The organism is Bacillus fungorum, assembly GCF_002746455.1.
Classification (GTDB): Bacteria; Bacillota; Bacilli; order Bacillales; family Bacillaceae_G; genus Bacillus_A; species Bacillus_A fungorum.
The window spans coordinates 96,305-122,428 of sequence record NZ_NWUW01000003.1 but is presented as its reverse complement, the minus strand read 5'-3'; the positions used below and the strand labels follow the sequence as shown (position 1 = coordinate 122,428).

The 26,124-nt window shown below is 33.5% G+C and carries 21 protein-coding genes and 4 pseudogenes; 6 read left to right on the top strand and 19 right to left on the bottom strand.

Annotated features, from left to right (window positions below; translation table 11 throughout):
- Positions 1 to 154 precede the first annotated feature (154 nt).
- The 8 genes and pseudogenes from CO726_RS05230 to CO726_RS05190 all read right to left on the bottom strand — a co-directional run bounded on the left by CO726_RS05230 (position 155) and on the right by CO726_RS05190 (position 7,595).
- Positions 155 to 811 carry a uridine kinase family protein gene (locus CO726_RS05230; RefSeq protein ID WP_099683545.1) on the bottom strand — a complete coding sequence of 219 codons (657 nt, stop codon included), beginning with the start codon at positions 809 to 811 and terminating at the stop codon, positions 155 to 157.
- Positions 812 to 1,143: 332 nt separating this feature from the next.
- A complete protein-coding gene (arsC, locus tag CO726_RS05225) occupies positions 1,144 to 1,548 on the bottom strand; it encodes an arsenate reductase (thioredoxin) (RefSeq protein WP_099683544.1) in 405 nt (134 codons plus the stop codon).
- Positions 1,549 to 1,573: 25 nt separating this feature from the next.
- On the bottom strand, positions 1,574 to 2,614 hold the full coding sequence (gene arsB / locus CO726_RS05220) for an ACR3 family arsenite efflux transporter (protein ID WP_099683543.1): 1,041 nt from the start codon (positions 2,612 to 2,614) through the stop codon (positions 1,574 to 1,576).
- 18 nt (positions 2,615 to 2,632) lie between these two features.
- Positions 2,633 to 3,070 (bottom strand): ArsI/CadI family heavy metal resistance metalloenzyme, encoded by a 438-nt coding sequence (locus CO726_RS05215; protein WP_099683542.1) that lies wholly within the window; start codon positions 3,068 to 3,070, stop codon positions 2,633 to 2,635.
- Positions 3,071 to 3,130: 60 nt separating this feature from the next.
- Positions 3,131 to 3,436: an arsenical resistance operon transcriptional regulator ArsR gene (gene arsR / locus CO726_RS05210; RefSeq protein WP_098758197.1), complete on the bottom strand. Its 306-nt coding sequence runs from the start codon at positions 3,434 to 3,436 to the stop codon at positions 3,131 to 3,133.
- Between the two features lie 470 nt (positions 3,437 to 3,906).
- Positions 3,907 to 4,686, bottom strand: a pseudogene (gene bla, locus CO726_RS05200) (subclass B1 metallo-beta-lactamase).
- Positions 4,687 to 5,209: 523 nt separating this feature from the next.
- Positions 5,210 to 7,000 (bottom strand): helix-turn-helix transcriptional regulator, encoded by a 1,791-nt coding sequence (locus CO726_RS05195; protein ID WP_099683541.1) that lies wholly within the window; start codon positions 6,998 to 7,000, stop codon positions 5,210 to 5,212.
- A 4-nt stretch (positions 7,001 to 7,004) separates the two neighbouring features.
- On the bottom strand, positions 7,005 to 7,595 hold the full coding sequence (locus CO726_RS05190) for a sensor domain-containing protein (RefSeq protein ID WP_099683540.1): 591 nt from the start codon (positions 7,593 to 7,595) through the stop codon (positions 7,005 to 7,007).
- A 284-nt stretch (positions 7,596 to 7,879) separates the two neighbouring features.
- Here CO726_RS05190 and CO726_RS05185 point away from each other — a divergent pair, with 284 nt between their 5' ends.
- Positions 7,880 to 9,886 (top strand): serine hydrolase domain-containing protein, encoded by a 2,007-nt coding sequence (locus CO726_RS05185; RefSeq protein ID WP_099683539.1) that lies wholly within the window; start codon positions 7,880 to 7,882, stop codon positions 9,884 to 9,886.
- 890 nt (positions 9,887 to 10,776) lie between these two features.
- On the opposite strand, the gene CO726_RS05175 is transcribed toward CO726_RS05185, so the two are convergent.
- Complete coding sequence (locus CO726_RS05175) at positions 10,777 to 11,283, bottom strand: DUF3902 family protein (protein ID WP_136699389.1); 507 nt, start codon at positions 11,281 to 11,283, stop codon at positions 10,777 to 10,779.
- Positions 11,284 to 11,552: 269 nt separating this feature from the next.
- Between CO726_RS05175 and CO726_RS32325 the strand changes: the two are divergent.
- Positions 11,553 to 11,973, top strand: a pseudogene (locus CO726_RS32325) (helix-turn-helix domain-containing protein); the annotation flags it as partial.
- 253 nt (positions 11,974 to 12,226) lie between these two features.
- Here the strand turns inward: CO726_RS32325 and CO726_RS05160 are convergent.
- The 5 genes from CO726_RS05160 to CO726_RS05140 all read right to left on the bottom strand — a co-directional run bounded on the left by CO726_RS05160 (position 12,227) and on the right by CO726_RS05140 (position 18,515).
- Positions 12,227 to 14,149 carry a M56 family metallopeptidase gene (locus CO726_RS05160; protein WP_099683536.1) on the bottom strand — a complete coding sequence of 641 codons (1,923 nt, stop codon included), beginning with the start codon at positions 14,147 to 14,149 and terminating at the stop codon, positions 12,227 to 12,229.
- The gene (locus CO726_RS05155; RefSeq protein ID WP_099683535.1) at positions 14,149 to 14,550 is read right to left on the bottom strand and encodes a BlaI/MecI/CopY family transcriptional regulator; all 402 of its coding nucleotides are present in this window, start codon (positions 14,548 to 14,550) and stop codon (positions 14,149 to 14,151) included. Before CO726_RS05155 ends, CO726_RS05160 begins: the two co-directional genes overlap by 1 nt.
- Positions 14,551 to 15,088: 538 nt before the next feature.
- On the bottom strand, positions 15,089 to 16,831 hold the full coding sequence (locus CO726_RS05150; RefSeq protein ID WP_099683534.1) for a methyl-accepting chemotaxis protein: 1,743 nt from the start codon (positions 16,829 to 16,831) through the stop codon (positions 15,089 to 15,091).
- Positions 16,832 to 17,055: 224 nt separating this feature from the next.
- The gene (locus CO726_RS05145) at positions 17,056 to 17,877 is read right to left on the bottom strand and encodes a peptidoglycan-N-acetylglucosamine deacetylase (RefSeq protein WP_099683533.1); all 822 of its coding nucleotides are present in this window, start codon (positions 17,875 to 17,877) and stop codon (positions 17,056 to 17,058) included.
- A gap of 134 nt (positions 17,878 to 18,011) precedes the next feature.
- On the bottom strand, positions 18,012 to 18,515 hold the full coding sequence (locus CO726_RS05140) for a DUF3902 family protein (protein ID WP_099683532.1): 504 nt from the start codon (positions 18,513 to 18,515) through the stop codon (positions 18,012 to 18,014).
- A gap of 661 nt (positions 18,516 to 19,176) precedes the next feature.
- On the opposite strand from CO726_RS05140, the gene CO726_RS05130 reads away from it, so the two are divergent.
- The gene (locus CO726_RS05130; RefSeq protein WP_099683531.1) at positions 19,177 to 19,731 is read left to right on the top strand and encodes a helix-turn-helix domain-containing protein; all 555 of its coding nucleotides are present in this window, start codon (positions 19,177 to 19,179) and stop codon (positions 19,729 to 19,731) included.
- 474 nt (positions 19,732 to 20,205) lie between these two features.
- The gene (locus CO726_RS05125) at positions 20,206 to 21,951 is read left to right on the top strand and encodes an S-layer homology domain-containing protein (RefSeq protein WP_099683530.1); all 1,746 of its coding nucleotides are present in this window, start codon (positions 20,206 to 20,208) and stop codon (positions 21,949 to 21,951) included.
- A 418-nt stretch (positions 21,952 to 22,369) separates the two neighbouring features.
- On the opposite strand, the pseudogene CO726_RS05120 reads toward CO726_RS05125, so the two are convergent.
- Positions 22,370 to 22,816, bottom strand: a pseudogene (locus CO726_RS05120) (MFS transporter); the annotation flags it as partial.
- On the opposite strand from CO726_RS05120, the pseudogene CO726_RS05115 reads away from it, so the two are divergent.
- A pseudogene (locus CO726_RS05115) lies at positions 22,801 to 22,974 on the top strand (FMN-dependent NADH-azoreductase); the annotation flags it as partial. The pseudogenes CO726_RS05120 and CO726_RS05115 overlap by 16 nt on opposite strands.
- Positions 22,975 to 23,159: 185 nt before the next feature.
- Here the strand turns inward: CO726_RS05115 and CO726_RS32320 are convergent.
- Positions 23,160 to 23,294: a hypothetical protein gene (locus CO726_RS32320; RefSeq protein ID WP_425427763.1), complete on the bottom strand. Its 135-nt coding sequence runs from the start codon at positions 23,292 to 23,294 to the stop codon at positions 23,160 to 23,162.
- Positions 23,295 to 23,451: 157 nt separating this feature from the next.
- Positions 23,452 to 23,673 (bottom strand): DUF3947 family protein, encoded by a 222-nt coding sequence (locus tag CO726_RS05110; RefSeq protein ID WP_099683528.1) that lies wholly within the window; start codon positions 23,671 to 23,673, stop codon positions 23,452 to 23,454.
- A gap of 371 nt (positions 23,674 to 24,044) precedes the next feature.
- Between CO726_RS05110 and CO726_RS05105 the strand changes: the two genes are divergently transcribed.
- Positions 24,045 to 24,644 (top strand): cupin domain-containing protein, encoded by a 600-nt coding sequence (locus CO726_RS05105; protein WP_099683527.1) that lies wholly within the window; start codon positions 24,045 to 24,047, stop codon positions 24,642 to 24,644.
- Positions 24,645 to 25,055: 411 nt separating this feature from the next.
- Here the strand turns inward: CO726_RS05105 and CO726_RS05100 are convergent, their stop codons facing one another.
- Together CO726_RS05100 and CO726_RS05095 are read right to left on the bottom strand one after the other, a co-directional pair.
- Positions 25,056 to 25,337 carry a YolD-like family protein gene (locus CO726_RS05100; RefSeq protein WP_099683526.1) on the bottom strand — a complete coding sequence of 94 codons (282 nt, stop codon included), beginning with the start codon at positions 25,335 to 25,337 and terminating at the stop codon, positions 25,056 to 25,058.
- A gap of 157 nt (positions 25,338 to 25,494) precedes the next feature.
- Positions 25,495 to 26,013 carry a GNAT family N-acetyltransferase gene (locus tag CO726_RS05095; protein WP_099683525.1) on the bottom strand — a complete coding sequence of 173 codons (519 nt, stop codon included), beginning with the start codon at positions 26,011 to 26,013 and terminating at the stop codon, positions 25,495 to 25,497.
- Positions 26,014 to 26,124: the final 111 nt, after the last annotated feature.

The following is a 26,124-nucleotide window of genomic DNA, read 5'->3' as shown; positions in this document are numbered from 1 at the left end:
TCTATGTAGATGAAAGAAGGCTGCTAAATCTTTTTAAAAATCTAGTTATTTCATAGTGAATGTATTTTTGATTAAATAATAAATTTGTTTCATACAAGTACTAAATAAGAAAAATTAACCGTCATAATGAAATTAACAAATTGAGTATTTTCATTTAGACTTCATAAAACTCAAATATATTTTTTTCTAAACATATTGTTTCATCAGAAGTTTTGATAATGATATCAAAACTCTGACTATACGAATGCATAAATACTTCATATTGAATCCGGCGTTCTTCATGAGACTGCCTTAAATAATTTATATCAGCACCCCTTTCAGCTATATCCCGGCTTGATCTTCTCATTAGTTCCGTTTCGCCATCTGTATAAAAGTAAATTTTCAAATCAAATAAATTAGGATTAATAAATGCGGCGCTCATTCCCTCCACAATCGTTACTTTATTTTTCGAAGAAATCAACTTACTTTTCATATAATGCGTATCTATCGTATAAAAATCTAGCCCAGCTCTAACCATCTGAATATCTCTTTCTAAAGCTGCCAAATGGTGCGCCGCTGGATGACAAGCTGTCATTTTATAACGATGATTTTCATTTTGATATGTATAGTGAATCATTGCATGCTTACGGATATCCGAACTGACAATGTAAGGATCTGTATTAATATAATTTACTTCATTTTGATTTAGTAGTTTTACGAGTCTATTAGCAAACGTTGTTTTTCCAGCTGCACCATGTCCTGAAATACCAATAACAATTTGTTCATCGCTCATCCTTAACCAATCTATGATTTCTTGTAACAACTTATCCATCATTCTCCCCCTTGCGCTAATATACTACCCCTTATTTCAATATTAAAACATCCTATTATTTAATTATACACAAAACGAGAAAAGTAGTGTGATTATTCATCATACCATCTCTAATTCTAAACAACTATATTATCTTTTAAATGACTTTATTATTTTTTAAGTACCTTTATTATTCGTGAACACCTACATGATAAAATACATTTCTAACTTTATCACCCTAACAGAATATTCTCTATTTTTTTGGTGATTTGTGTAAACCAATGCAGTCATGGCTATGTGCAATAAAAAAGAGCCAATCACCTATGCAATAGAAGATCGACTCTTTCCTTTATTTATTCCCCTGTTTCAGAAAATCGTTTTATACGTTCACCAATTTCATCGCGAACACGTTGAAATTCAAACCACTCTTTTCCTGCTGGATCATCAAATCCCCAGTGAACACGATTTACGTGCGGAGGTGTCGAAGGACAAACAGAATCCGCATGACTACAAAGGGTAACGACTAAATCAGCACGATTTAAAATGTTTACATCAATTATATCTGATGTTTGATTTGTTATATCAATATTTACTTCTTTCATCGCTTTAATAGCATTTGGATTTACTCCTTGTGCTTCAATTCCTGCAGAATATACATTCCACTTATCTCCTAAATATTGTTTGCCCCAAGCTTCTGCCATTTGACTTCGGCATGAATTTCCTGTGCATAAAAAGTAGATTGTCTTTTTGTTTTCCATGTTGTTTTCCACCTTTGTTTTTAAATTAGACTGGTTGATTATTAAAATATTTACGCTTAAACCAAAAAGCAACGTTTACAAGTGCAATCATTACAGGTACTTCAACTAAAGGCCCGATAACAGCTGCAAATGCTGCGCCCGAATGAATACCAAACACACCAACTGCTACAGCAATCGCTAACTCAAAGTTATTACTACCTGCTGTAAATGCTAACGTTGTTGTCACCGAATAGTTTGCACCAATTTTTCTTCCCATAAAGAAAGAAACAAAAAACATTACAATAAAATAGATTAATAACGGTATCGCTATTCTTACCACATCTAGTGGCACGCTAACAATCATCTCTCCTTTTAAAGAAAACATAACGATGATCGTAAATAGCAATGCAAGTAATGTAAGTGGACTAATCTTAGGTATAAACACCTTTTCATACCACTGTCTTCCTTTTAGCTTTACTAGTACAAAACGTGTCAACATACCTGCTATAAAAGGAATTCCCAAGTAGATACATACTGATTTCGCTACTTCTACCATTGTAATATCGACAATAGCCCCTTCAATCCCTAACCATTCCGGGATTACTGTTACAAACACGTATGCATAAACTGAGAAGAATAACATTTGGAATACCGAATTAAAAGCAACTAAACCAGCTGCATATTCTTTATCACCATCAGCTAGATCGTTCCAAACAATTACCATTGCAATACAACGTGCTAACCCAATCATAATGAGACCAACCATGTATTCTGGTTTATCAGGAAGAAAAATAATTGCTAAAACAAACATAAGTACCGGACCAATAATCCAGTTTTGTACTAAAGATAGAACTAACACTTTAACATCTTTAAATACTCGGCCCATTTCCTCGTAGCGAACTTTCGCTAATGGTGGATACATCATTACAATTAAACCAACAGCGAGCGGAATAGACGTTGTGCCAACTTGTAATGTATTCAGTCCGTCTACTACACTAGGAAACACAAACCCTAAACCAATCCCAACAGCCATCGCTAGAAAAATCCATAGTGTTAAATATCGGTCTAGAAAAGATAAACGTTTCATTTTATTTTCCATCTCCTATTAACAACAAGAATTTTTAGCTACCTCATTTGAAGTCGTGCAACAAGATGACTCTTCAATTTTGTGAACATCACTATCTGCTTTCGTATAAAAGAATTCCCACTCATTCCCATCAGGGTCTGTTACCCAAAACTTATCTTGCACTGCATAGCAACAAGTCGTATCCATCTCATCACGCGCAAAGAAACCTTCTTTTTCTAATCTTTCTTTATGAAATGTAATTTCTTCAGCTGTATCCACTTGGAAACCAAAGTGATTTACCTGATTTCCATTCACCTCATCTCGTACGTTCAGCGTGAAATTAAGCCCTGGCGTCTCTAATAAAAATTTTGCATAATCCGTTTTCACCTTAACTGGTGATACACCAAATACCTTTTCATAAAATTCAATAGACTTCTCTAAATTCGTAACGTTTATACCAACGTGAACATATTTCATACCTTATTCCTCCTCTTTATATATTATTAATCAATTTTTTTTGATTAATGACGCAAAATTTTAACAGCAGCTACCTTTTCCTGTTTTTCTAAAGATACAACACAATTCTTCTGATAATAAATTATTCACTTCCGCATCATTTAAATCATAATAACTCCACGTACCTTTTGTTTCTTTTACAATTAAACCTGCATCTAATAAAATCTTTAAATGATAGGACAACTTAGATTGCGTCATTTCAAAAATCTCTGTTAAATCACATACACACGTCTGGCCTCGCCCGCAAAGTTCATACATAATCTCTAAACGCTTTTGATCCGCCAACGCTTTAAACTTTTTCTCATAGAGCTGGAAATCTTGTGCCACCGTAGTTCACTTCCCTTCATCAATTTTTTTTGATATTTATAGTATATACGCTGATTAATTTATTATGCAACTAATTAATCAATTTTTTTTGATTTACAAAAAACTTCCTCGCATCATATCTTTTTTACAACTTAATAGTTACAATATTTTCGAGGAATAGAGTCTCTATAACTGTTTTAAATTTTAATTTGACCATTATAGAGTAGTGCCCCATCACCATCAACTTAAGAAATTGATTGTTGTCCATAACAAAAGAATTGAGCTGAATTCTCCTGAATAATTGTAAAAAGTCGAAACTTTCGTTATGGGAATAATTAAAAACCTTAGGTTAATGGGCAAGGGGTACTGCCACATCGCTATCAAGCTAAGCTTAAGTAAAAATCAATTCAACTAGATCTTTTTCTGCTTTCTAAAGATTTGATATAAACTATTTAAAAATCTGCATACCAAACAAACCTTTAAGTTCCTCTCTATTTTGATTGTAATAAATCTAGCGTATGAGAAAGCAAACTTTTATCTCCTACCTCTCCATGTCCTGGTACAACCAATTTTATATTTCTATATCGATTCATTACATTTTCAACTGACCCTGCCCATACATCTACAAATGCATCTGCAACATTTCCTAAATCTTTCGCATCTGTAGATTTTACTAAACATCCGCCAAATAGAATTTTATATTGTGGTAACCACACTATAATATTATCCTCTGTATGCCCTTTTCCTGGATAAAATGTTTCTACTTTTATATTTCCAAACTTCATATTTGTAATTTCCTTTAAATCCGCAATTGGTTCTTCATAACCATTTTTCTTTGCTAGTGTAGCCGTTAGAGCTGTACTATGTACCTGAATCCCTTTTTCTTTTAGCGTTTTAATTCCTCCAATTCGGTCGACATGAGCATGCGTTACAATTGCATCTGTTATCGATTTATGAAATTTCTTTTCAATCATCTCTATTAATTCTTTTGTAAGCTTGTCATCCCAAGAAGAATCAATAAGCACTAGCCCTTTAGAGGTGTTTAGAATTAAGCCATTTGAAGGTACTGCTTCTCCATTAAAATAAACCATTTCTGTATGAACCCATACATGTGAAGTTAACTGAGAGATTGAAATAGTACCTTCTTGATTTTTAATTATCTTTTACTCAACTTTCTCTGCAGCTTGCACTGGGAATACCGCACTAGCAAATTGACTTACTCCTAATAAACTTACACATAGACCTACTTTTAACATCATTATCTTTTTCATTTTTACCATCCCTTTCTTGACATCTTACTTCTTTAAAAAAGCCATTACGCTTAATAAACAATACATAAAATAAATTTGTTCCCGTATTCACAAAAAAAATAAGTACTTTTAAGATAAGATAGAATCTTACTAAGTGTTGGCTTGGAATAAAGTTTGATCAAAAATGATTTACGAAAACCTTGAAGCAGCAAAACTGAATGAATCTTGATTTATTATGTTACTACATCATCAAAAATTGGAATCATTATTAAAAGATATATGCTGTATAGGTATGTGAACGATTCGGAGTATGAGGGCCATCCATTAATTCCATGTATAAGGGTTACACAGCTAACGTTCACTATAAAACCCAACATAAGATCGATTATGTTGGGTTTTATATGATTGTCTTTATTGAAAATTAAACATTATTTATAGAATCTATAAAATCGCCTATAACAGACGTTCAAATTATATTTTTTGAAGTGTGGTCCCTGAAACCTAGAATCATTCACGTACCCCTAGCAGATGACAGCACTCCCTCTTACGAAAGTAATCCTGTATCTCTTGCTTTTTGCACGGCTTCTTCTCGATTGTTGACTCCCAGCTTGTCATAAAGAGTGGAGGCGTAATTTCGTACTGTGCCGTTTGATAAGTAAAGTTTCGAAGCAATTGTTTTATAACGGATTCCTTGAGACAAAAGATTCAAAACCTCTATTTCGCGTTTCGTTAAGCCATACTCTTTTCCATCTGACTTCGATTCGACTGACTCTGCCTCATCATTTCCGTCCCACATTCTACGGAACAAATCTTGGTCAATCATCGTGCCTCCCCGATAGACGAGGCGAATCGATTCAACCAGTTCACGCGACTCTATGGATTTCAGCAAATAGCCGTCAGCACCGCTTCGTATGATTTCCTTCGCCCTTTCTGTATCCTGAAACGTTGACAGAATGAGGACACGAATATCAGGACATTTTCCCTTGATTATTTTGGTCGCACGAATCCCATCAATATTGGGCATCTCCAAATCCATTAATACCAAATCTGGATTCAGGCTTTCGCACAATTCCACAGCCTGTTCTCCGTCTTCAGCCATCCCCACTACCTGCAAGCCCTCCTGTCCATCCAAGATTGTATGGAGACTTTCTCGAATAAACGAGTGATCATCAACGATACACAAGCGGATTCGTTCATCGGACAATTGTACAAGCCTGGGTAACACACATGAGATGAGAGTCCCTTCGCCTTTTTCAGAGTATACAGTGACTCTCCCTTGTAACTGTATCGCACGTTCTTTCATCACAGTTATACCAAAGCCATCTTTCCACTCCTCCACTCCGCAGCCATTATCCTGCACATCCAATCTTGTCTGTTGCGGCTCAAAATGCAGTGACACAATAATTTCGGTGGAATATCCATGGCGCACCGCATTTGTCAACGATTCCTGCAAGCTCCGATACAGCGTCATTTTCGCTTGTTTGGAGACCATGTACTCTTCCCCTATTATTCGAGTGCGTACATTTACTTTTGCATGTTTCTGAAACTCCTCTGCTAATTGTTGCAAAGTAACAGTCAAAGGAAGCGATTCTTGTGGTGAATCCATTTGATGTAAATACGTTCTCGCCTCCTCCATACCGTTACGGGCCAATTGCAATAATGAGTCGAGTTTTTGCTCTCCATCTTTTGTCGCTAATTCCGTACGCAATATTTCCATCCCCATAATGATCGAGGTATAGGAATGCCCCATCGTATCATGCAAATCTTTGGAGAGTCTATCGCGCTCCTCCAACAAAGTAATCCGCTCAATCTGAGATATGTACTGTTCCAATACAAGCTTCTGATTGCGAATAATTTCATTTTGGCGGTAATTGAGAACTAGTAAATGAAAGGAAAATCCCATCGCAAAAGCCAGACCGATTTGTAGGATAATCAGCCATAGATCTATTCCGGAGGAAAATATTGCAATAAGAAACGGAAACAAAACAATTGTGATAGAGCCCGACCAACGGTATGATTTATGAGCACTATTTGCCGCAATCATGAAAGTTGGCATTAAAAAAGCAAGATAAGCCGTCGGAAATAATAAGGTTAAGTAGAAGCACACTCCGCCAAACAAAACCATCTCAGTAAACAGATAATAGCGATAACTGAACATTAAACAAATCCAAGGTACTGAAAATGAGATAACTTCCCAAAGAATGATGATCCAAAGGGGCACAGTCAAATGGTCTTGGTGTTGGATAGTAGTTAACACCAATGAGAGCCATATGACAAAACGTATACAAAGTAATACCCAGTCATACCAGAACCATTGTTTCAAAGACGCAAACAAATTATCACCCCTTAATAGCTTTGAACATGGAACGCGTGTACATTCCAACCATTTGAACCAAACTGTTTCCAATACGAGTATGTATCCAGGCGAGAATGCACCCAGCGATCATAACATATACAGCCTTCCCCCACGAATTTACAGCGATTCCCAATAAGTATATCTCAAGATATTGAAAAAGTAACGGTGTAACGATAAATGCTAACGGAGCTACGTACAATATAACGGTACATATGAGGCTAATCACCCCAATAAAAAATTTCTGCATGAGCCAAAAAATGGCCCTCCAATTGCTACTATTAAGAATTGCTTCTCTCGCTTTAATCCATTTACCTCCTTCATTTTCTGTCCTTGGCAAGATTGGCTCTATCGATATATCCACATAAATCTTCGTCTGAATGCGTTCATACTGGACAAATGTGTGAGTTGTTCGCAACACACTCGCCAACAAAGGAATACCTATGAAGATAATCCCCATCACCAATGCAAAAGTAATGCTGACCAAATAGAAGAGAAAGTAAAATAAGCCAGATCCGAAGGTAAACAACCAAAAGTAGAAATCTTGCAAGCTTTTTTGAACTGATTCTTTTGTCATTAGATTCTCTCCTCCCCTTTCTTTTCTTTGCTAATACGCTATGAGCCGCCCTTCGATTCTAACTTTTTGTCTGTCACATACGGTAGTGTCAAAGTGTCATGATTTGTAAGTCGTGGCTATAAATCTAGCCGTACTACGCTCTGTTTTTTACGTCATGCATGAAGATGACGAAAGGTCACTAGCTACTATGACTTGCCGCTTGCTACACTCAGTTCATACACTAATGAGCTGACAACTCGTTGTGCTGACAAGAAAATTTTAGTCAAACAAAGGAGCGTTCGAAAATGAAAAAAGCAATGAATAAAATAAGCCTCGCACTTCTGCTCATTTCTACTAGCATGATTTCTGCGTGTGCCCAACAACCAGGAGGGGTGAAAGAGTCAACGCCACCAATTTCCAAAACTGATACACGAATGGAAAAATACGCTAATAACAAAAAAGAGGTGGAATCTTTTGCCGATTCGTTATTTGCAGAAAAAATGAAAAAGTACAATGTGAACGGTTCAAGTTTTGTCGTCGTCCATGATGGAAAAGTCGTTGTCAATAAAGGGTATGGTTATGCAAATAAAGAAAAGAAGACCCCTGTCAACAAGGATACCGTCTTCCAAATCGCTTCAGTCTCGAAAACTTTTACCGCCTTGGCCGTGATGCAACAAGTCGATAAAGGAAAGCTTAAACTAGATCAAGATGTACAACAGTATCTCGGCGGATTGAAAATACCCAATAAAACAGGAAAACCCCTCACACTGTTTGATATGCTGACCTATACCAGCGGCGTAGACCTGCCCGATATCACCACGCTAATCGGGCCTGAATATGTAAATAAAAATATATCTATTAAGGACTTTCTACCTGAACATATGCCCACGGTGGTACGGCCACCCGGTGAAGCTTATACGTATGACAACTTCTCATTTTTACTCGCAGGACATGCAGTGGAGAATGTTACGGGCACATCTTTCTCACGATATATGGAAAAGAATATTTTTAAACCATTAGGCATGAAGTCTACCAGTGTACGCTTTACGCCTGACCTTCTCAAGAGAATGGCTATACATTACGGTCCCACTGGCGATCCTATTCCAACAAATGGGCACGCTCCAACTGATGGGCCACAAGGAAGTATTTTGTCCACTGGAGAAGATATGTCAAAGTACATGATTATGCAGCTACAAAATGGAAAGTTTGAAGGTAAAGAAATCGTGAGTAAAAAAAGTATGGATATGATGCATGCCCACCAAGTTTTCGCAGATAAGACCATTCCTATTGCGACAGTTGGATTTGAAACATATTTCAATGACCTTGCCAATGGTCAACATGTCGTATTAAAAGGTGGGAATATGCCTGGACATTCTTCATTGATGGTTTTGGTACCTGAACAGAAAACCGCATTCTTCATGTCTTACAATAACGATTCCATGATGAGTCGAGAAGTGTACGAAGCGTTCATGGATCACTATTTCCCTGCTCCCAAGGCGGAGAAAACAGTGTATCTCCCGTTAGAGGGAAAAGAAGCACAAAAATACTTGGGCTTGTACCAAAACACACGTGCGTTTGCGATTCGTACCCACTTTACCTATGAGAATGGAGCGTTGGTCATGGAAGATGAAACAGCTGGCAAACAAGTCCTAAAAATGATTCACCCGTTGTTATTTGAAGATTCGGAAGGAAATAAGATTGCTTTCCAAAAAAATGCGACCGGAGAAATCGCATATTTTTATTACACAAGTCCTAAAGGCCTAGGCATTGTTGCTCAATCTCAGAAAATCAATATCAAACCACCTTTTGCAGACGTCCCGCAAAAGAGTAACTATAGAAGCCATATCGACAATCTTCATGCTTTAAACATCATGGATGCTAAAGCGGATAATCTATTCGATCCGATGGACACGATGACACAAGGAGAATTTACTGATGCCTTGTTGTTGGCACATGGATGGAGCATTTTCCCGGGTCAAGCCGAAGGGATTAAGAAGCAATTTATAGCAGGCGTACCAGGATATGACCGTGCGACTCCGATTAGCAGACAAGTTGCAGCAACCATGATTCAAAACTTGAAGCAGATTCAACCTGACCAAGCCAATCATGTGAAATTGCTGGACACTGCGGATGCCTGGGCAGTCCAGTCCATTCAATCCCTTGCCTCACAAGGAATCGTAGACCCTGATACTACCATCAACGTTGACGGATCTTTTACCTTCCGTCCGAAGGATCTGTTACTACGTCAAGAAGCGAGTGCCTTGCTCGATTTGGCTTTTGGCTATTATGCACTGCCCATTAAACAGAAGTAAGCATTCATCCAAACATGAATCATGGCAAACATTTAGGGGGAGTATCCTCTCAGCATAAAGCTAAAGTAAAATTGTATCCATAAAACGAAAAAACACGTTGTTCTTTCTGTAGAATTATAGGAAAGAATGGCGTTTTTTGTCTGTCTGTTTCAGTGTCTGATGAGCTACAAGGGGAGAGTACGAGTGTTCTTACAACCGGGGGCAAAGTAGCATTTCCTATAGGAGAGATGCTACTTTGCTTTTTCATATTCCTTCATTATTTTATAAAACTTGTTTTTCTTTAGTTCTAACATTGTCATAAAGGTAAAGAACCTATGGCTTTTTAAATAGAAGTTTTTACATTAGAGGTATCACCAACATTTTAGAGATTTATCATATTTTCGAATAAAAAATGTAACAATTCTACTTGAGAAACCTAATAAGAAGAAAGTTAACTTTCTTCTTATTGCATTATTACTGGCTAAGTAGTTTAGATTTTCTTGTCCTAGGTACAAAAAGTTCAGACTTTCATGTCTTTCTACATTTGCTGTTGTAGAAAGACATGAAAGTGGATAATTTTTAGACACGAAAGTAGATACTTCATGAATATCTTTCATTACTAATATAAATTCCAAATGAATTTTTCACTTCACATTTAATTAGGTTTTGCTGAAATGCAAAAAAAGAGAGCAAAACTCTCTTTATCATTTAATCAATATTATTTTAAAAAATTTAAATAATAAAAAATAGCCAGTTAAAAGAGCGTGTTGTTATATATTTAGCTAAACACGCTCTAAACCCTATATGAATTTCTTATTCCATTCATTTAACATATCCATACTTTTTATATTCGGTTATAAGCTTCAAATTCATAACCTTGTTCTTTTAATCCTTTTATAATCTGTGAGCTGCTACCATCCTGCACTTGCATTCATAGCAGATCCCATAAAATTAATAAATAACGGCCATAATAACGGCCATAACGTAAGAAGTATATTTAGAAGTATAAGTATACTATATCCCCAAGGGAAATTATGATTTTTACTATTTACCAATACTAAAATCACTAATAATATTATGGGTATTAAATATAAAAATAGCATTATAAACCAATACCATGTCATTAAAGTAAGACTCAATGGTCCTAATATCTCGTGTACAACTCCGAATGATATACCTAATACTCCAAAACTAAAGGTTGTAATGATTGTTTTTAGAAGCACTTTAGCCAATTTTGAGTCGCACGTTTTTCTACTATATAGACCTATCACAATATACAACGATAGATATGCCAATAATACACCTATCCAAATTAATAGCCAGTCTGCATCTAACATAAAGAAGTCAAACAGCGCCCAACACAACCCTACTATTGAAAAAACAAGGGAAATAATTATATTTTTTAAAACTGGTTTCATGTTCATTTCACGTCCTTTAAAAACTTAAGAATACATTATTAGCTTGTATTCTTCTTTTTCTACTGCTTTACTATAGTCTGTTGTATATTCAATAACAGTAATCTCTTTACTTCTAAGTAGATTCTTTTCCCACGTTCTGCATCAGTTGACAGTTTGAAAATTAATCATAATTTATTTTAATTAAATATATATTAACATTTTATTAAGTATAAGTAAATGAAATTAACTTTAATTTAATATACACCACTCATTTAAGGGAGATTATTTATATGCACAATTTTAATGTTGTTCAAAAAATTATGGCATTTCGAAAAGGTGCAGGATTAACTAGTAAACGTTTAGCTGAAATGGCTGATATAACCCCTTCCATGTTAAGTAAGATTGAGAAAGGGATCACGAATCCATCCTTACAAACACTAAAGTTAATTTCTGTAGCATTAACTATTCCTTTATTTAATTTTTTCTTGGAAGATACTAATACAGAAGAATTAGTTGTAAGAGCGGATCATAGAAAAAAATAACTTTCCCTGAAAGCTGTAATGTTTCGTATGAGTTATTCTCTCCTAATTTAGATGGATCACTGGAATTGGCTTTAATATGAATCTGCTACCTCAAACCGCTTCATCTCAAGTAAAACTATATCTAAATGATGAGGTTTTACTTCTCAATCCAGGTGATAGCGGTAAAATAAATCACCATTTGCTAGTATTCTTCCATTACTTCTTTTTGAATCATACTCCCTCCTGTTCTCCATGCAATATACCTACCTAGATTCAATTTATGTTTTAAATTGTTATTTTTTATCCACCTCAATCAAGCTAGCAAAACTAAATATCATTTTACTTTCTCATTATATAGACTATACTAATTTCTCTTCCCACTCATAGGTTTCGTTTAAGCTAAAAAAATATAGCCTCAAGAACGGGATCCTGAGACTCTATTTTTATTTTAGAAAGGACAGCATAACTTTCTCTGTTTCTTCTTTACTTAAATCACCTGCAATAATAAAGACTTGAAAAGCGCTATTCTTTCCTTTTGCAGGAACAATCATTTGCATTACTTTATAGGTTTCCTCTGTATCAAGACTTTCAACTAAGGTTATTTTTGTACCTTCTAATTCATAATTTGTTACCTTTTCATTATAATCCGCTTTTTTATTCGAGAATTCTATTCCCTCAGCAGTAACTGCAGATTGGTGCACAATATATACATTATCTTTACTTTCATTTTGATATTCATAAATAAAATCGGGATTCATTTTTCCAGTAGTCATCGGTGTATTAACACCTTCTCCAGTTAATTTAAACCCTTTTACCACATAACTTGGGGTGTTAATTGGAAAATCAACATATTTCTGTGCTTCCTTTTTAGTTAATCTAAAATGCGAATGAATTTTCTCTCTAAATGGTCCAATTTCTTCACTGTTTTTCTCATATTTTTTTTCCTCTTCTGGGTCTAACTTTTCAGGACTTCCTACTTGCCTTACTTTTTTATCTAAAATATGTGCTTCTGTTTCCAATGTAATGAATCGATCAAATTCTTCTTTCGTAAACAGATTCCTCGCCACTCCAATCTCTGTAAGTAAAGTATTATAGTCTCCTTCGGAAACAAAAAATTCTGCTTCTGCTTGTTCTTTTGTACCAATCATTTTTTCTACAATTCGCTGTATAGGAGCATCTGTTCGTGTTTTTAATTCTTTCATATTATTTTTCACTTCTAATTGTTGTTTCTCAGGGTTAGTCGGCTGATCAGCACGGGCGTTTAATAAGGATACAGATGATACTGCAATCACTGCCACAGCCCCTATCGCAGACCAACGATATGATTTTTTTTGGAATTTTTTAATCATTAGAATTCTCCTTTTTAACATTCTTTTGTTTTTACTAAAATTTGCTAAGCTCGGTACTTGATAATAGCCTGAGTAATGTTCCAAAAGGCTGATTATAGTATGTCCATACGCAATTTGTTCCTCTGAATTTATACATGTAAGAGCTAATGCATCGCATGCTAGTTCTTGATCTTCCCGCATACATGAGTAGGCATACCATAGAATGGGATTAAACCAATTTAAAATGAGTAAGCCATGCATAAGCCAGTTCACACCGACATCTCTTCGCTTAATGTGAGCTAATTCATGATAAAAAATATATCGTAACTGTTGTTCATCTAAAATCTTCATATGTACACTGGACAACAACAACTTGGGACGAATAAATCCGAACACTGTTGGACTGGAAACCTTTCCAGATACAAATAGAGGGATATTCCGTTGAATAGACATAGATTGCTTACACTTTTCAAAAATCTGGACAATCTTCTCATCTGTAATATCAGGTTGTTTTTTTATGTAAAGTAGTAAACGTCTGTTCATTATAAAAGTAGCAAAGCTTAGAAGAATAACGCCTGTAAGCCAAATGTATATACAGATTGTATAGAATGGAACCGTCTCATCATCCTGCTTTTCATTATTGTGTGTTTGTGTCTGGTTTGCCTGATCATTTTGTGTTGAACTTGAGGTATAAGTATCTTCTTTTGTGGGAACCTTTGTATCGTCTGTACCTTTCAATTCTTGCATGTGTTCTTTTGAAAGAAAAATAGCTACAGGGGTTCGGCTAGTAATGAATGCATCATTATTCTTGTAAGTAAAAACAGAATAGATACTATAGGAACTATCTGGCGACCAAGGTAATACAAGTCTTATTATTAATATAATCCATAGCATGTATTGCCAGCGTGGAGTTAACTTATTTCTAAACAAGACCTTGATACATAAGATTAGGCCCACTAATATACTAGCCATAATAGAGGTCTCTATCAACCAATCGAAAAAATGAGGCAGATAGACATTAATAAACATTTCTATCATTATGATCTATCCTTCCTCTGATTTTCCTCAGTTTTCTCATCCAGGATACGTTTAAGTTCGTTAATGTCTTCTGAAGACAGTTTTTCTTCTTTCAGGAAATTTACTAGCAAGGGCTTAAATGCTGCACCATAGAAACGTTTAAGTAAAGATTTTGTTTCTACTTGTAAATAACTATCTTGCGATACCAAAGGATAATAACAGTACAAACGCCCTTTATCTTGATGGTAAGCCACTGCTTCTTTGTGGACTAATCGATTAATCAGCGTTCGAATCGTTTTGGGTTTCCAATCCATTCTCACCTCCAACGCTTCGATCACTTCATTTGCCGTTTGTGGAGATTTTGACCACAGTACTTTCATTACTTCTAGTTCAGCTTCCGAAATTTTAGGTAATTCTTTCATTGTTTAAAATTACACCTCCCAGTATTACGTTTGTAATCTACAACTTAATATTACACTTGTAATCTCGTGTTGTCAATCGTATTTAATGTTTGTAGAATCCTTTCCTATGCCCATTAACATAAATTTAGACTATCATGTTCTCCTAATGAGACAAGAAAGCAGATCTTTCATAAATATTTTTTGTTACTAATATAGAATTAAATTTTAACTTCACACTCTGTGCATTTGTTGTTGTATAAAGGCATGAACATGGGAGCTTTTTAGACAAGAAAGTGGATACTATTTTATAAACAATAGCTTCTGTAAAATTTAATATTATTACATTAATAAATATTTACATATAAATATAAGGGTTCCGGTATTATATTAAAAAGACATTTACTTACTCTAAATCATAAGTAAATGTCTTTTGATTAAAAGATAGTTATTTCTATTAATAACTCCCAGTGGGAAATCCAACAATATAATTAACTATTTAAATTTAACTGTTAATCAGACTTGAAAATTGCCTTGTTTTAATAGAAATTTTTTATTATTCTTACATTATATTTGATTGCTCTTTGTCTTGCTTCTCGATAGTAAATTTTGAAACTAATGCTGACAATGCTTCTACTTTTTCTTTTATTTTGTTAGATTGATTCGATATTTCCTCGATTGATGCTGCTTGTGATTGGATAGACTGTACAGTTTGAGTTGTTTCCTTAGCTACTTGCGTTGCAGTTTCAGAAACACTGGACATAGAGGCATTGACTTCTTCTGTACCCGCAGACATTTCTTCTGTCGCTGCAGATACTTCTTGAATTTGACTAGTGATTTTATTAATAGCCGACATAATAGATGTGAATGCTTGATCTGCTTTATTAGCTGTTTCTTTTCCTTCTGAAGCTTTTTGTTGGCCTTTTTGCATTGCATCAACTGTATCTTTTGTATCTTGTTGAATGGCTTGTATTAAATGATTGATTTCATATGCCGATGTTTTAGACTGCTCAGCTAAATTTCCTACTTCCGCTGCCACTACCGCAAATCCTTTTCCGTTTTCTCCAGCACGTGCAGCTTCAATTGAGGCGTTCAAGGCAAGAAGATTTGTTTGTTCTGCAATATTGGTGATTGCATCCAGAGCTTTATCTATTTGTTGCGTACGTGTAACAAGCCTCTCAATTACTTTAGAAGTTTCTTCAACAACTTCATGAATACTATTCATTTGAAGTATAGAATGTTTTATCACTTTACTACCAGAATTGACTTGTTCTGCTGTTGTGACAGCCACTTCTGTAACCGTTGCTGAAGATTCAGCTACGGTTTGAACTCCAGTCGCAATTTCTTCCATTGATGATGAACTTTCTTGAATACTTGTAACTTGTCCTTCTATTTTTTTATCAACTTCAAATATTATTTGAACAACTTCTCTTGAAATATGGGATGCTCGTTTAGTATCTTGCAACATTCCGTTGGTAGAAGAAATAACCTCTTGTGTTGTGTTTTTTACTTCTCCGATTAATTGTTGCAAGTTATCCAGCATACTATTAAAAGACTTCACAATGCTTCCCAATTCATTATTTGATTTATAAGAAGTACGTATTGTTAAGTCACCTTCAGATACTCGCTCCATATCTTTTTCTAATAATACAATTGGTTGTTTAATCGCACTTTTAATGATATAGCCAATAAAAACAACAATTGCAATTGCTATAATGGAGATACTAACAAACAGCATCATGGTATTTGTTGCACTGTCAGTATTATTTTTTTGTAACTGATCTGCATTATTATTATTAAATTGGATAAGTTCGCGAATTGCCTGAATTGACTTTTTCATATTAGGATCAACCTCTTTTAGGTAATAAGCATATGCTTCTTCATTATTAGATTGTCCCAAATCTTGCACTTTTTTCAGTTGTGTTCTTAAGTCTTTGAATATTGTATAAAATGTGTTATACAATTCCTTTTCTCTATTAGAACTAACTCTTGTCTCAAACTTCTTTAATAACTGATCAGTTTCTGCACGAGCTACATCTATTTCTGTTAAAAGTTCTTTTATTCGTTTTTCATCTTTTGATAGGATCGTTTCCTTTACATTCATATTAATAAGATAAAAATTAGACTCTATAGCTCCTATCCACTGAATTGGCAATAAACTATCTTCATACATAGTAGTAGAAGCATGCTCCCCCTTTTTAAGGCCCCAAAATCCTAGTATAGATAATATGATACAAGAGACGCTTGCTATAACTACCATTACGTTTAGTGTTGTGCCAATTTTACTGTTTTTTAAAAACGACAATTAAATCCACCTCATTGTTATATAGTAATTAGGTAATAGAAAGTATAAAAATAAAAGACATTTAATTATTTTTATACATTGAAAAATACTATACTTAAATTTAAATAAAAAAAATAAATGGTTAAAAGAGCGTGTTGTTATATATTTAGGTCAACGCGCTCTTACATATATTTTTAAACCCTATATCAATTTCCTATTCCATTCATTTAACTCATAATTACTTTTTATATTTGTTTATCATGCCAGAAGTTTATTGGAAAATGATTATTCTCATCATATGCTTCAAATTCATACCCTTTTTCTTTTAATCCTTTTATAATTGCTGGAACTGCCGCAACAGATTGTGGATGAATATCGTGCATTAAAACAATTTCTTTTGAAGACGTCGCACCTGCTAAGACATTTTGAACAATTTTTGCGACTGCTACATCAACGGGTAATTTATTGTATTTCCAATCTAGAGAATCAATTGTCCAATCCCATACTTTTAAATTGTTTCCGACTACTTCATTTCGAAGTGATTCATTTAAGCCAGGCATTGATCCATATGGTGGACGTGTTAATTTTGGTGTGTTTCCAATAACATTTCGAATTAAAGTTTGATCCTCTTTCATTTCCTTAACATATTCCTGATTGGTGTATAACTTTTTAAAATCATGTGTCATACTATGCATGCCCACATAATGGTTTTCTACATGCTCTCGTTTCACTAAATCTGGGAACCTTTTCACATTATCGCCAATTAAAAAGAATGTCGCTTTCACATTGTTTTTCTTTAATACATCTAATAGGTTAGCTGTATATTTTCCTGGGCCATCATCAAAAGTTAAATATGCAACTTTTCTTTCTTTACCATCAAAACGATTAGGTATCGATTTTTTTAATTCATTTTTAGGTAGACTGCTCACTTGTTGAACACTGTTTACTTCTTCCGCATTTACCAGCTTAGGATTCGTAATAGATTGAAACATGTAATACCCTATTGCTACTAATGTAATAGCCAACATTACACTTATAATTCTTTTTTTCTTAAGCTTAATTTTCATATTTTAATCTTCTTTCTATCCTATTATTCCACTCTATGTTGTTTAGTTATGTTATCCTATTAGCTTATAAAGTTCTTTAACTTAACCAATCTCAATTTTGGATTACTTATTTTTATAATCTATATAGGTAAAAATTAGTTTCCTGCACTAGCATTCATGCCATTTCCTATGATAATTAGAACCAAAGGATATAATACTGGTCCCAGGGTAAGGAAAATGTTCAAGATTACAATAAATGTATATAGAAGGTTGTAATTTTGACTATTTTGATGAACAAATACTAAGATAACTAATGTTATTATAGTAATGAAATGTAGTAATAACATTATCAACCAATAATACATCATTATAGTAAGATTCGCCTTTCCTAATAGTTGGCATGTTATCCCTATTATTATTCCTAATACTGTAGCATTAAAGGAAATAAACAAAATTCTTTTTAGTATTCTAGGAAATGTTTCGTGATCCACAGTTTTATTATATAAGCCTATTAAAATGCCTAAAGATAGATATGCCAGTAATAGCCCTACCCAATCCCAGATCCAATCTTGACCTCCCATTAAAGTAAACAAAAGCGAAATGACCCCTCCTACTGCAAGAATCAAGGAGATCATAATGTTAGTTAAAGCTGATTTCATAATGTTTTCACTTCCTAAAAAATTTTATAATAAAGCATTGGTGTTTACTCATATGTTTTCATTTACTTATTAGAACTTCTTTTTAATTAACTGAGAATCTGTTTGATAGTATTCTTCCATTACTTTTTTTGGAATCATACTTCCTCCTGTTCCCTATACAATTTGTGTACCTTGATTCAATTTATGTTTTAAATCATTATTTTGTAAATAGCCTTTCCCTCCTTTATGCAATTTAATAGGTCTAATCATTCCTGTTAATGTTGATGGTTCTAGCTAAATATCCTCTTTACCTACTATTTCTTTTAATAGCTTATATAAATGATTATCACCAACTGTATATGCTCCACTTAAAAATGGTTCTATTGCTTTCCCTACAAACACAGATGCTATTCCAAGTGCCAGTCCATCCGCTATTGCATTATTGTCAATCCCAAAATCTTATACAGAAATTCAATCATATAATCAGGTCATCATACTTAATAGTTCACATGGAAGAATAAGTATCAATCATTTCTCGTCTTATTTACTATTCTCACAACTATGCAGGTGCTTGAAAATTAATCATACTTTATTATAATTAAGTATATATTAACAACATGTTTAGTATCAGTGAATAAAATTAATTTTAATTTTATTTACTTATTTAAAGGGGATTACGCATATGAACAATATTAATATCGGTGAAAAAATTATGGTATTTAGAAAAGGTGCCGGATTAACTAGTAAACGGTTAGCTGAATTAGCTGATATAACACCTTCCATGTTAAGTCAGATTGAGAAAGGAATCACGAATCCATCCTTACAAACACTAAGACTAATTTCTGGAGCATTAAATATTGCTTTATTTAATTTTTTCTTAGAAGATACCAATACAGAAGAATTAGTTGTAAGAGCTAATCAAAGAAAAAAAATAACTTTCCCTGAAAGCGGCAATGTTTCGTATGAGTTATTATCACCTAATTTAGATGGATCACTGGAATTAGCTTTAATGAATCTGTTACCTCAAACCGCTTCTTCTATGGAGCCTATGGCACATAAAGGTGAAGAAATAGCATTTGTTATGGAAGGACAAGTAAAACTATATCTAAATGATGAGGTTTTACTTCTTAATCCAGGTGATAGTGTTAAAATCCCACCATACGCAAAACATAAATGGGAAAACACTTCTTTACACAAAGTCACTGTTATATTTGGAGTAACCCCACCATCTTTTTAATTTTAAGTACTAGCGCATAAAAGTTAGAGAAAATAATTCTCTAACTTTTTTGTATACATAACTATATTTAAAAAAGTAAAAAACTTGTCTCATAATTATATGTCATTTAAATCTAAACGATTATGAGTAGTGAAAGAGACTTTTTTAATTAAATTCATATTAGCTTTTGTATACTTGTTAAACTAGTAAACAAACTTGAAAATCAATATCAATTAACCTTTATTAATTATAGTTAAGTATACATTAATAAGTCAACACATTATTAAGTTTTAGTAAATAAAATTAATTTGAATTAATTTTATTATGTTAATATTAAACATTTATGTAAAATTTATTCATTGACACTCATGCATATAAGTAACTATAATCGTTACACCAAATTGGATAGATGGCAACATCATCACAAATATATAAATATAAAAATAAAAAATCTCAATTTGGTAATACAATAGATTGGTAGAGGTGTATATTTTTATGAAACGCAAATTAATCACAACAGGTATCCTTGCGGGAGCTATATTATCTTATTCTTCTAATATTTTAGCGGATACTCACAAATTTCCTGATGTTCCAAAGTGGGCAGAGCGATCTGTTAATTATTTATTAGAAAAACAAGCTATATCAGGTGTATCAGATGGTACCTTTGGCTCAAACGCTATGTTAGATCGAGCTTCCGCCGCAACAATTATAACAAAAGCCTTAGGAATAAAAATTGATACAAAAGCCAAACCTTCTTTTACAGATACCCAAGACCACTGGGCTACTCCCTATATTGCTGCAGCTGAAAAAGCTGGCATCATTAAAGGCGAAGGAAATGGAATCTTCAATCCAACTGGAAAAGTTACACGTGCTGCTATGGCGACCATGCTAGTAAATGCTTATAAACTGCAAAGTACAGCACATGATAATGGCCAAAGTAAATTTGAGGATTTAAAAGGACATTGGGGAGAAAAATATGCCAATATTTTAATTGACTTAAAAATTTCCGCGGGTACTGATAATGGTTGGCAACCAAATAGAGTGATAACACGTGTTGAAGCTGTTCAACTTACTGCTAAAACTGATATGCTTTCTAAAGAAATAAAAGGTGTATTGAGAGAAAAAGTCAGCAGTAAAGATATGGATGTCAATAGTAAAGAAGTTGAGTTAATTTCAATAGAAAATCGATCTTTAACTACTGAGACAGCTGTTTCAACACAAAATAATAAAGAACAAACTCTACTTAATCAACACAAAAAACGTTCTGGTAAAGTAACTGCTAAAACAGAAAAGTCTTTAATTATTTCCGATGGAGATTCAATTTTAGATGCTATGGTTACTTCCCCTGAAATCCTTAAAGATATTCAAATTGGAGATACCGTTACTATTTATGCACCTATTTTTATAGATGGTCTTGTATTTGGTCAACCCGATACAGCTAAATATACAATTGTTCAAAAAGAAAATGAAGACAACGTGCTAAAAAAACAATATAAAATGCACACTGGAAATGTAATCAATAAATCAAATGACGCTATTGAAATTTCTAATGAAGATTCGACTGTTAGTGCTATCGTTTCATCTGAAATCTTACAAGATATAAATATTGGAGATACTATTTCTATTTATGGGGCATTTTTTATAAGTAATATGGCAACTGGTGAATTATCTGCTAAAGCTCCTATCATCGAAAAGTTGGCAAGTAAGACAGTGACTCCTAATACAAGTGTAGATAAATCGAATTCTATATCAGAAGTCGATAAAAAAGAACAAAATGCTCTGAATCAACACCAAAAACGTTCAGGTAAAGTAATTGAAAAAACAGAAGACGGATTGGTGGTTTCCGGTGAAAACTCAAGTGTATATGCTATCGTTTCTTCCCCTGGGATACTTAAAGATATTCAGATTGGGGATACCGCTACCATTTATGCTCCTGTTTTTATAGGCTCAATACCAGGTGAACCAGATACTGCTAAATATGCAATTGTTCAAAAAGAAAATGAAGAAAACGTGTTAAAAAACCAATATAAAATGCACACTGGAAATGTAATCAATAAAACAAAGGACACTATCCAAATTTCTACTAAAGGGCTGACCGTTACTGCTGTTGTTTCTTCTGAAGTGCTTGGGAATATTCAAGTTGGGGATACCGTTACTATGTATGGTGCAGATTTTATGAGCAATCCATCAAATGATGAATTATCTGCTAAAGCTCCTATCATCGAAAAGTTGGCAAAATAAATATTAGGTTTCCAATGGAAAAATCCCCATACTAATAAGTATATAGATGCTATTTCTCTAATATCTATGATTTTGTTAGTTATTTAAAATTGATATAAATTTGCTTTGTCTAAAGCTAAAAACAAGAGGCTTCTTACAATTAAGAAGCCTCTTGTTTTTTGTATAAGTGAATGGGATTTATAATTACTAAAATGGAACATTTTATTCCCTATAAATCTATTTATTTAGAATAATTTCATGGATATTTTATTATAAGCTAAGTAGTTTAAAGTTTCTTACCCCTAGTTTAAAACGTTTAGAGTTTCATGTCTTTATACAGAAATTGTAAAAAGACATGAAAATTTGATTACTTGTAGCTAGCAATAATTATCATTATTTTCTAGAATAATAATCGATCATTAAAAACCAGTCGACCCCTATTAATATAGAGGCCGGCGTCAAAGCTTGAAAAGAAAGTTGCATTTGCTGATCCACTTTTCTCCTCACTTACCTTTTGAACTGCCCAAGTTTGTAGGCACGGCATTACAGTTCCATAACCTGCGCCAAATAAAATTGCCGCTATAATAAGATATACATCACTTTCCGCATAAGACAACACAATAAGTGAAAAAAATCCTAGTATAGCTGAGACAATAATAATAGACCAAGGTCCTTTGTTATCATACCATTTTCCAGTAAAAAGACGTATTAAAGTTGCAACAGTTGCATTAATAAGAAAGAATAAGAAAATATGATTTAGCCCCTACTGTTTTCCGAAAAGAACTAAAAAGGTAACAATCGCCCCAAAGCCAATTGTTGTAATAACTGCCAGCAACGCTTGAAACCATACCTCTTTTTCAAAAATCATATCCCAAAAGCGAAATGGAAATGGCCGTTAAATATGTAGCAAGTATGATGGGCTTCTTCGGTGTAAAAGATATGGAGAAAGTCGTGATTGAAGGTCACAACCAATTCCCAGATAAAGCAGAAGAAATTATTGCCACAGGTCTTGAAAAGGCTGTTAAAGTAGCAAGGGCATTTTAACTAAGATAAAATTTGTTACTATATGTAGCAGTACCGACACTTTTATAGTGGTGGTACTGCTTTTATAATCGCTTATCTCACTCTTTTGTACGCTTTATCCATATAAGGGGTATTGCCTGCCCCTACCTATCAACTTAAGAATTTTATAACACCTCAAGCATGATTTCTTATAATTTCCACTATCATCAAATACAGCATATAACCCTTGCAATTTCAGTTGGTGATGCTTCATTCGTACCAATCGCTGTTGATTCAGTTACCTCTTTTCCAAATTTAATACATAATCTTTCTGCGAAACTTTGAGCTTTTCTAATCCCCACTTCTTTTGCAGTCTATATCACGGGTTTCGCCAATCCAAACAGGCCCAAAACGAGGATTTAGGGAAGAGTTCCCCATTGTTTTTTGGACGAAACCCACGGTTTTACTCTTACAGGGTTTGTCTATACAGTTTAAAAGTAATTAAAAACAAGAGGATGATTAATAAAGTGGAATTGTTGTAAAAATAGTAGGATATATACTTTGAGGTGTATATTCTATAGAGGGATAATATTGTATGGTTTCATAATAAGGTATAGCGGGATGTTGATAGTATTGCATATGCTGCATTGCATGATATACTGCATGCATTGTTGATTGAGCTCCATGGGTTGTATAGACTGAGCCTATTGCCCTGTTTTTAATACAGTAAGGATTTATCATAATAATTCACCTCAATTAATAATTAAATAAACATTTATATTATATGTCTAAAAACTAAACGGGGTCACGTCAGGATTATGCAGATTTATAACGATATTGAGATAAACCTAGTCATATCAAGTATTATCAATAGAGTATACCCTATTAATAATATAGCAAGTTGTTTATTTTAAAGGCTTTAGAAGCTCTAAAATGGATTTATCAAAATTAAATTGTTGAATTTAATCACAGATTAGCCCCTGAAATCTATAATTGTTTCCGTACCCCTTTTAGGCTAAAAAGCCTTCTTTACAAAAGTTACCTTTAATCTAAGTACATTCACTTAACCAGTGCATAGAATAATTTTATAAAATCGTGAAGGGTTGAGAAAAATGTACTATATTCCTTTTATGTATCCATATCCTTATTATGTTAATGTACCTATGTATAACTATAGAAGACCGTCTGTTTACTGGACTTTCCCCAATGAGATAGAGTATGCAAACAGATTTGATTCTTTTAGTTTTTCCGATGGTGCTGGAAGTATTTCGTTAACAGATTATGGATCAGAACCATTTGTGGTTAATATAAATGAAGCAACAAAACAAAACAATAAGTATCGTACTGCTTTATGGACAGGTAAACATTTACAAGTTACCTTAATGAGTATCAATGTTGGCGAAGATATCGGTTTAGAAATACATCCCAATGTTGATCAATTTTTACGTATTGAACAAGGTCAGGGGATTGTTCAAATGGGCAAGAGTAAAGATAATTTAAACTTTAAAAGAAATGCCTATGATGATTTTGCAATAATGATACCTGCAGGAACATGGCATAATGTAACAAATACAGGTAATATTCCATTAAAACTTTACTCGATATATGCTCCTCCAAATCATCCATTTGGTACCGTTCATGTTACGAAAACAGATGCATTGGCTATGGAAGAAAGTTATAGTTATAGTAATAAAAATACAGTTAGTTATTAATCAAGCTTTATTATAAAATCTATAACTGTATTTTAAAGAGCAATGAAATAAACATATGTACTGTGAATAAAAAAAGAATACACATTTTAATCTGTGTGCATTCCTTTTTTATTCATAGCTAACCAAAGACTTTGCAAGAAAATCTAATAAAGTCGTATTTCCAAAAGTAATGATATTATTTTTTCGCAATTACATCGAAATTCAATCTCTACTTCTGTAAATTGTAGGCGCCGGAAGAACGACATGTCTTGATATAAATTAAAAGTTTCATTGTGTAAAGGTTATTTTTGTTATCTCATATTTTAAATAGTTCCGCAATAAATGCAATACAAATGAACAATTGAAGTATTAAATTTTTAAAACCGTTTGGAATAAACATTATTTAAAATACATAAGTAGTGCCTTAGTTGTTCATTTTACATCAATAATATCTGTAAACTTCAGTATGAGTCTATTGTAAAATGCATCTGTACATACTACAGCACTATTTAACGGATCAATATCAACAACAGTCATATAGCTAGTGAGTAAATAATCGTCTTCATAATACGTAATAAGTATTTCTTCTTCAGATAATAAGGAACATAATAGCATGTTCTCGATCAGTTCTTTTTCTTCAGTGGTTAAGATCGACCAAGTTACTTTATTTTTCTTTTTGATGATTTCACAAATAACCGCAAACTGTTCAGGCATTGCTGCGAATGGTTATCAAGACCTAAATTGTAAAAAGTCATAAAAAATAAAGGGCGATACATATTAGACATGTCTAATATGTATCGCCCTTTTACTTCATGTTCCACAATCGCGCCCTTTAATAAACAAGGTACACGCGTGTAAATCTTTGTTACTCTTACTCAACACATAATTCTGAGATATCTTTCCAACCATACGCAACATCCTCTACTACTGTTCCTCCAAACTCACTAGTCCTATGAATATATTCTTCTCCTCCCATACGTTCATAAAAACCAAGTGCAGATTTATTCTGTTTCATTACCCAAACCATCATAGAATAAATACCTTTTTCTTTAAAATGCTTAGCAATAGCTGAAACAAGCTGCCTACCAACACCTAATCCTCTACATTCCTGTAAGAGATAAAGCGAATATAGTTCTCCATCAAAATTCTTCTCATCAATACTTTTACCTGATGCAAAACCTATAATTTTCCCCGTATCATTAATCGCGACATAAATAAAAGGTTCATTTTCGTTATTTAAAAAATCAATCCATCTTTTTTCTGTATCTTCGTACGATAATTCGTCCAGATAATCATCAGGTACTACACTACGATAAGTAGTCCTCCAACTATCAACATAAACTCTTGATACGCCCTTTATATCTTCTTTACTTATCTTTCTAATTTTCAAGTTAAGTGCCTCCAATGCAAAACAGTAAACTAATAAAATTTATTATAACATTCTTTCTTAAACCCCAGTTAGCTCAATAAGTGTTATTCCACAAAATGGCCCGATTGTTTT

Bases quoted from the DNA above. Each gene is read 5' to 3' on its own strand.
- CO726_RS05230 (WP_099683545.1), bottom strand. From the start codon at position 811: ATGGATAAGTTGTTACAAGAAATCATAGATTGGTTAAGGATGAGCGAT.
- arsC (WP_099683544.1), bottom strand. From the start codon at position 1,548: ATGGAAAACAAAAAGACAATCTACTTTTTATGCACAGGAAATTCATGC.
- arsB (WP_099683543.1), bottom strand. From the start codon at position 2,614: ATGAAACGTTTATCTTTTCTAGACCGATATTTAACACTATGGATTTTT.
- CO726_RS05215 (WP_099683542.1), bottom strand. From the start codon at position 3,070: ATGAAATATGTTCACGTTGGTATAAACGTTACGAATTTAGAGAAGTCT.
- CO726_RS05190 (WP_099683540.1), bottom strand. From the start codon at position 7,595: ATGACAAAAGAATCAGTTCAAAAAAGCTTGCAAGATTTCTACTTTTGG.
- CO726_RS05185 (WP_099683539.1), top strand. From the start codon at position 7,880: ATGAAAAAAGCAATGAATAAAATAAGCCTCGCACTTCTGCTCATTTCT.
- CO726_RS05175 (WP_136699389.1), bottom strand. From the start codon at position 11,283: ATGAAACCAGTTTTAAAAAATATAATTATTTCCCTTGTTTTTTCAATA.
- CO726_RS05160 (WP_099683536.1), bottom strand. From the start codon at position 14,149: ATGATAGAAATGTTTATTAATGTCTATCTGCCTCATTTTTTCGATTGG.
- CO726_RS05155 (WP_099683535.1), bottom strand. From the start codon at position 14,550: ATGAAAGAATTACCTAAAATTTCGGAAGCTGAACTAGAAGTAATGAAA.
- CO726_RS05145 (WP_099683533.1), bottom strand. From the start codon at position 17,877: ATGAAAATTAAGCTTAAGAAAAAAAGAATTATAAGTGTAATGTTGGCT.
- CO726_RS05140 (WP_099683532.1), bottom strand. From the start codon at position 18,515: ATGAAATCAGCTTTAACTAACATTATGATCTCCTTGATTCTTGCAGTA.
- CO726_RS05130 (WP_099683531.1), top strand. From the start codon at position 19,177: ATGAACAATATTAATATCGGTGAAAAAATTATGGTATTTAGAAAAGGT.
- CO726_RS05125 (WP_099683530.1), top strand. From the start codon at position 20,206: ATGAAACGCAAATTAATCACAACAGGTATCCTTGCGGGAGCTATATTA.
- CO726_RS05110 (WP_099683528.1), bottom strand. From the start codon at position 23,673: ATGATAAATCCTTACTGTATTAAAAACAGGGCAATAGGCTCAGTCTAT.
- CO726_RS05105 (WP_099683527.1), top strand. From the start codon at position 24,045: ATGTACTATATTCCTTTTATGTATCCATATCCTTATTATGTTAATGTA.
- CO726_RS05100 (WP_099683526.1), bottom strand. From the start codon at position 25,337: ATGCCTGAACAGTTTGCGGTTATTTGTGAAATCATCAAAAAGAAAAAT.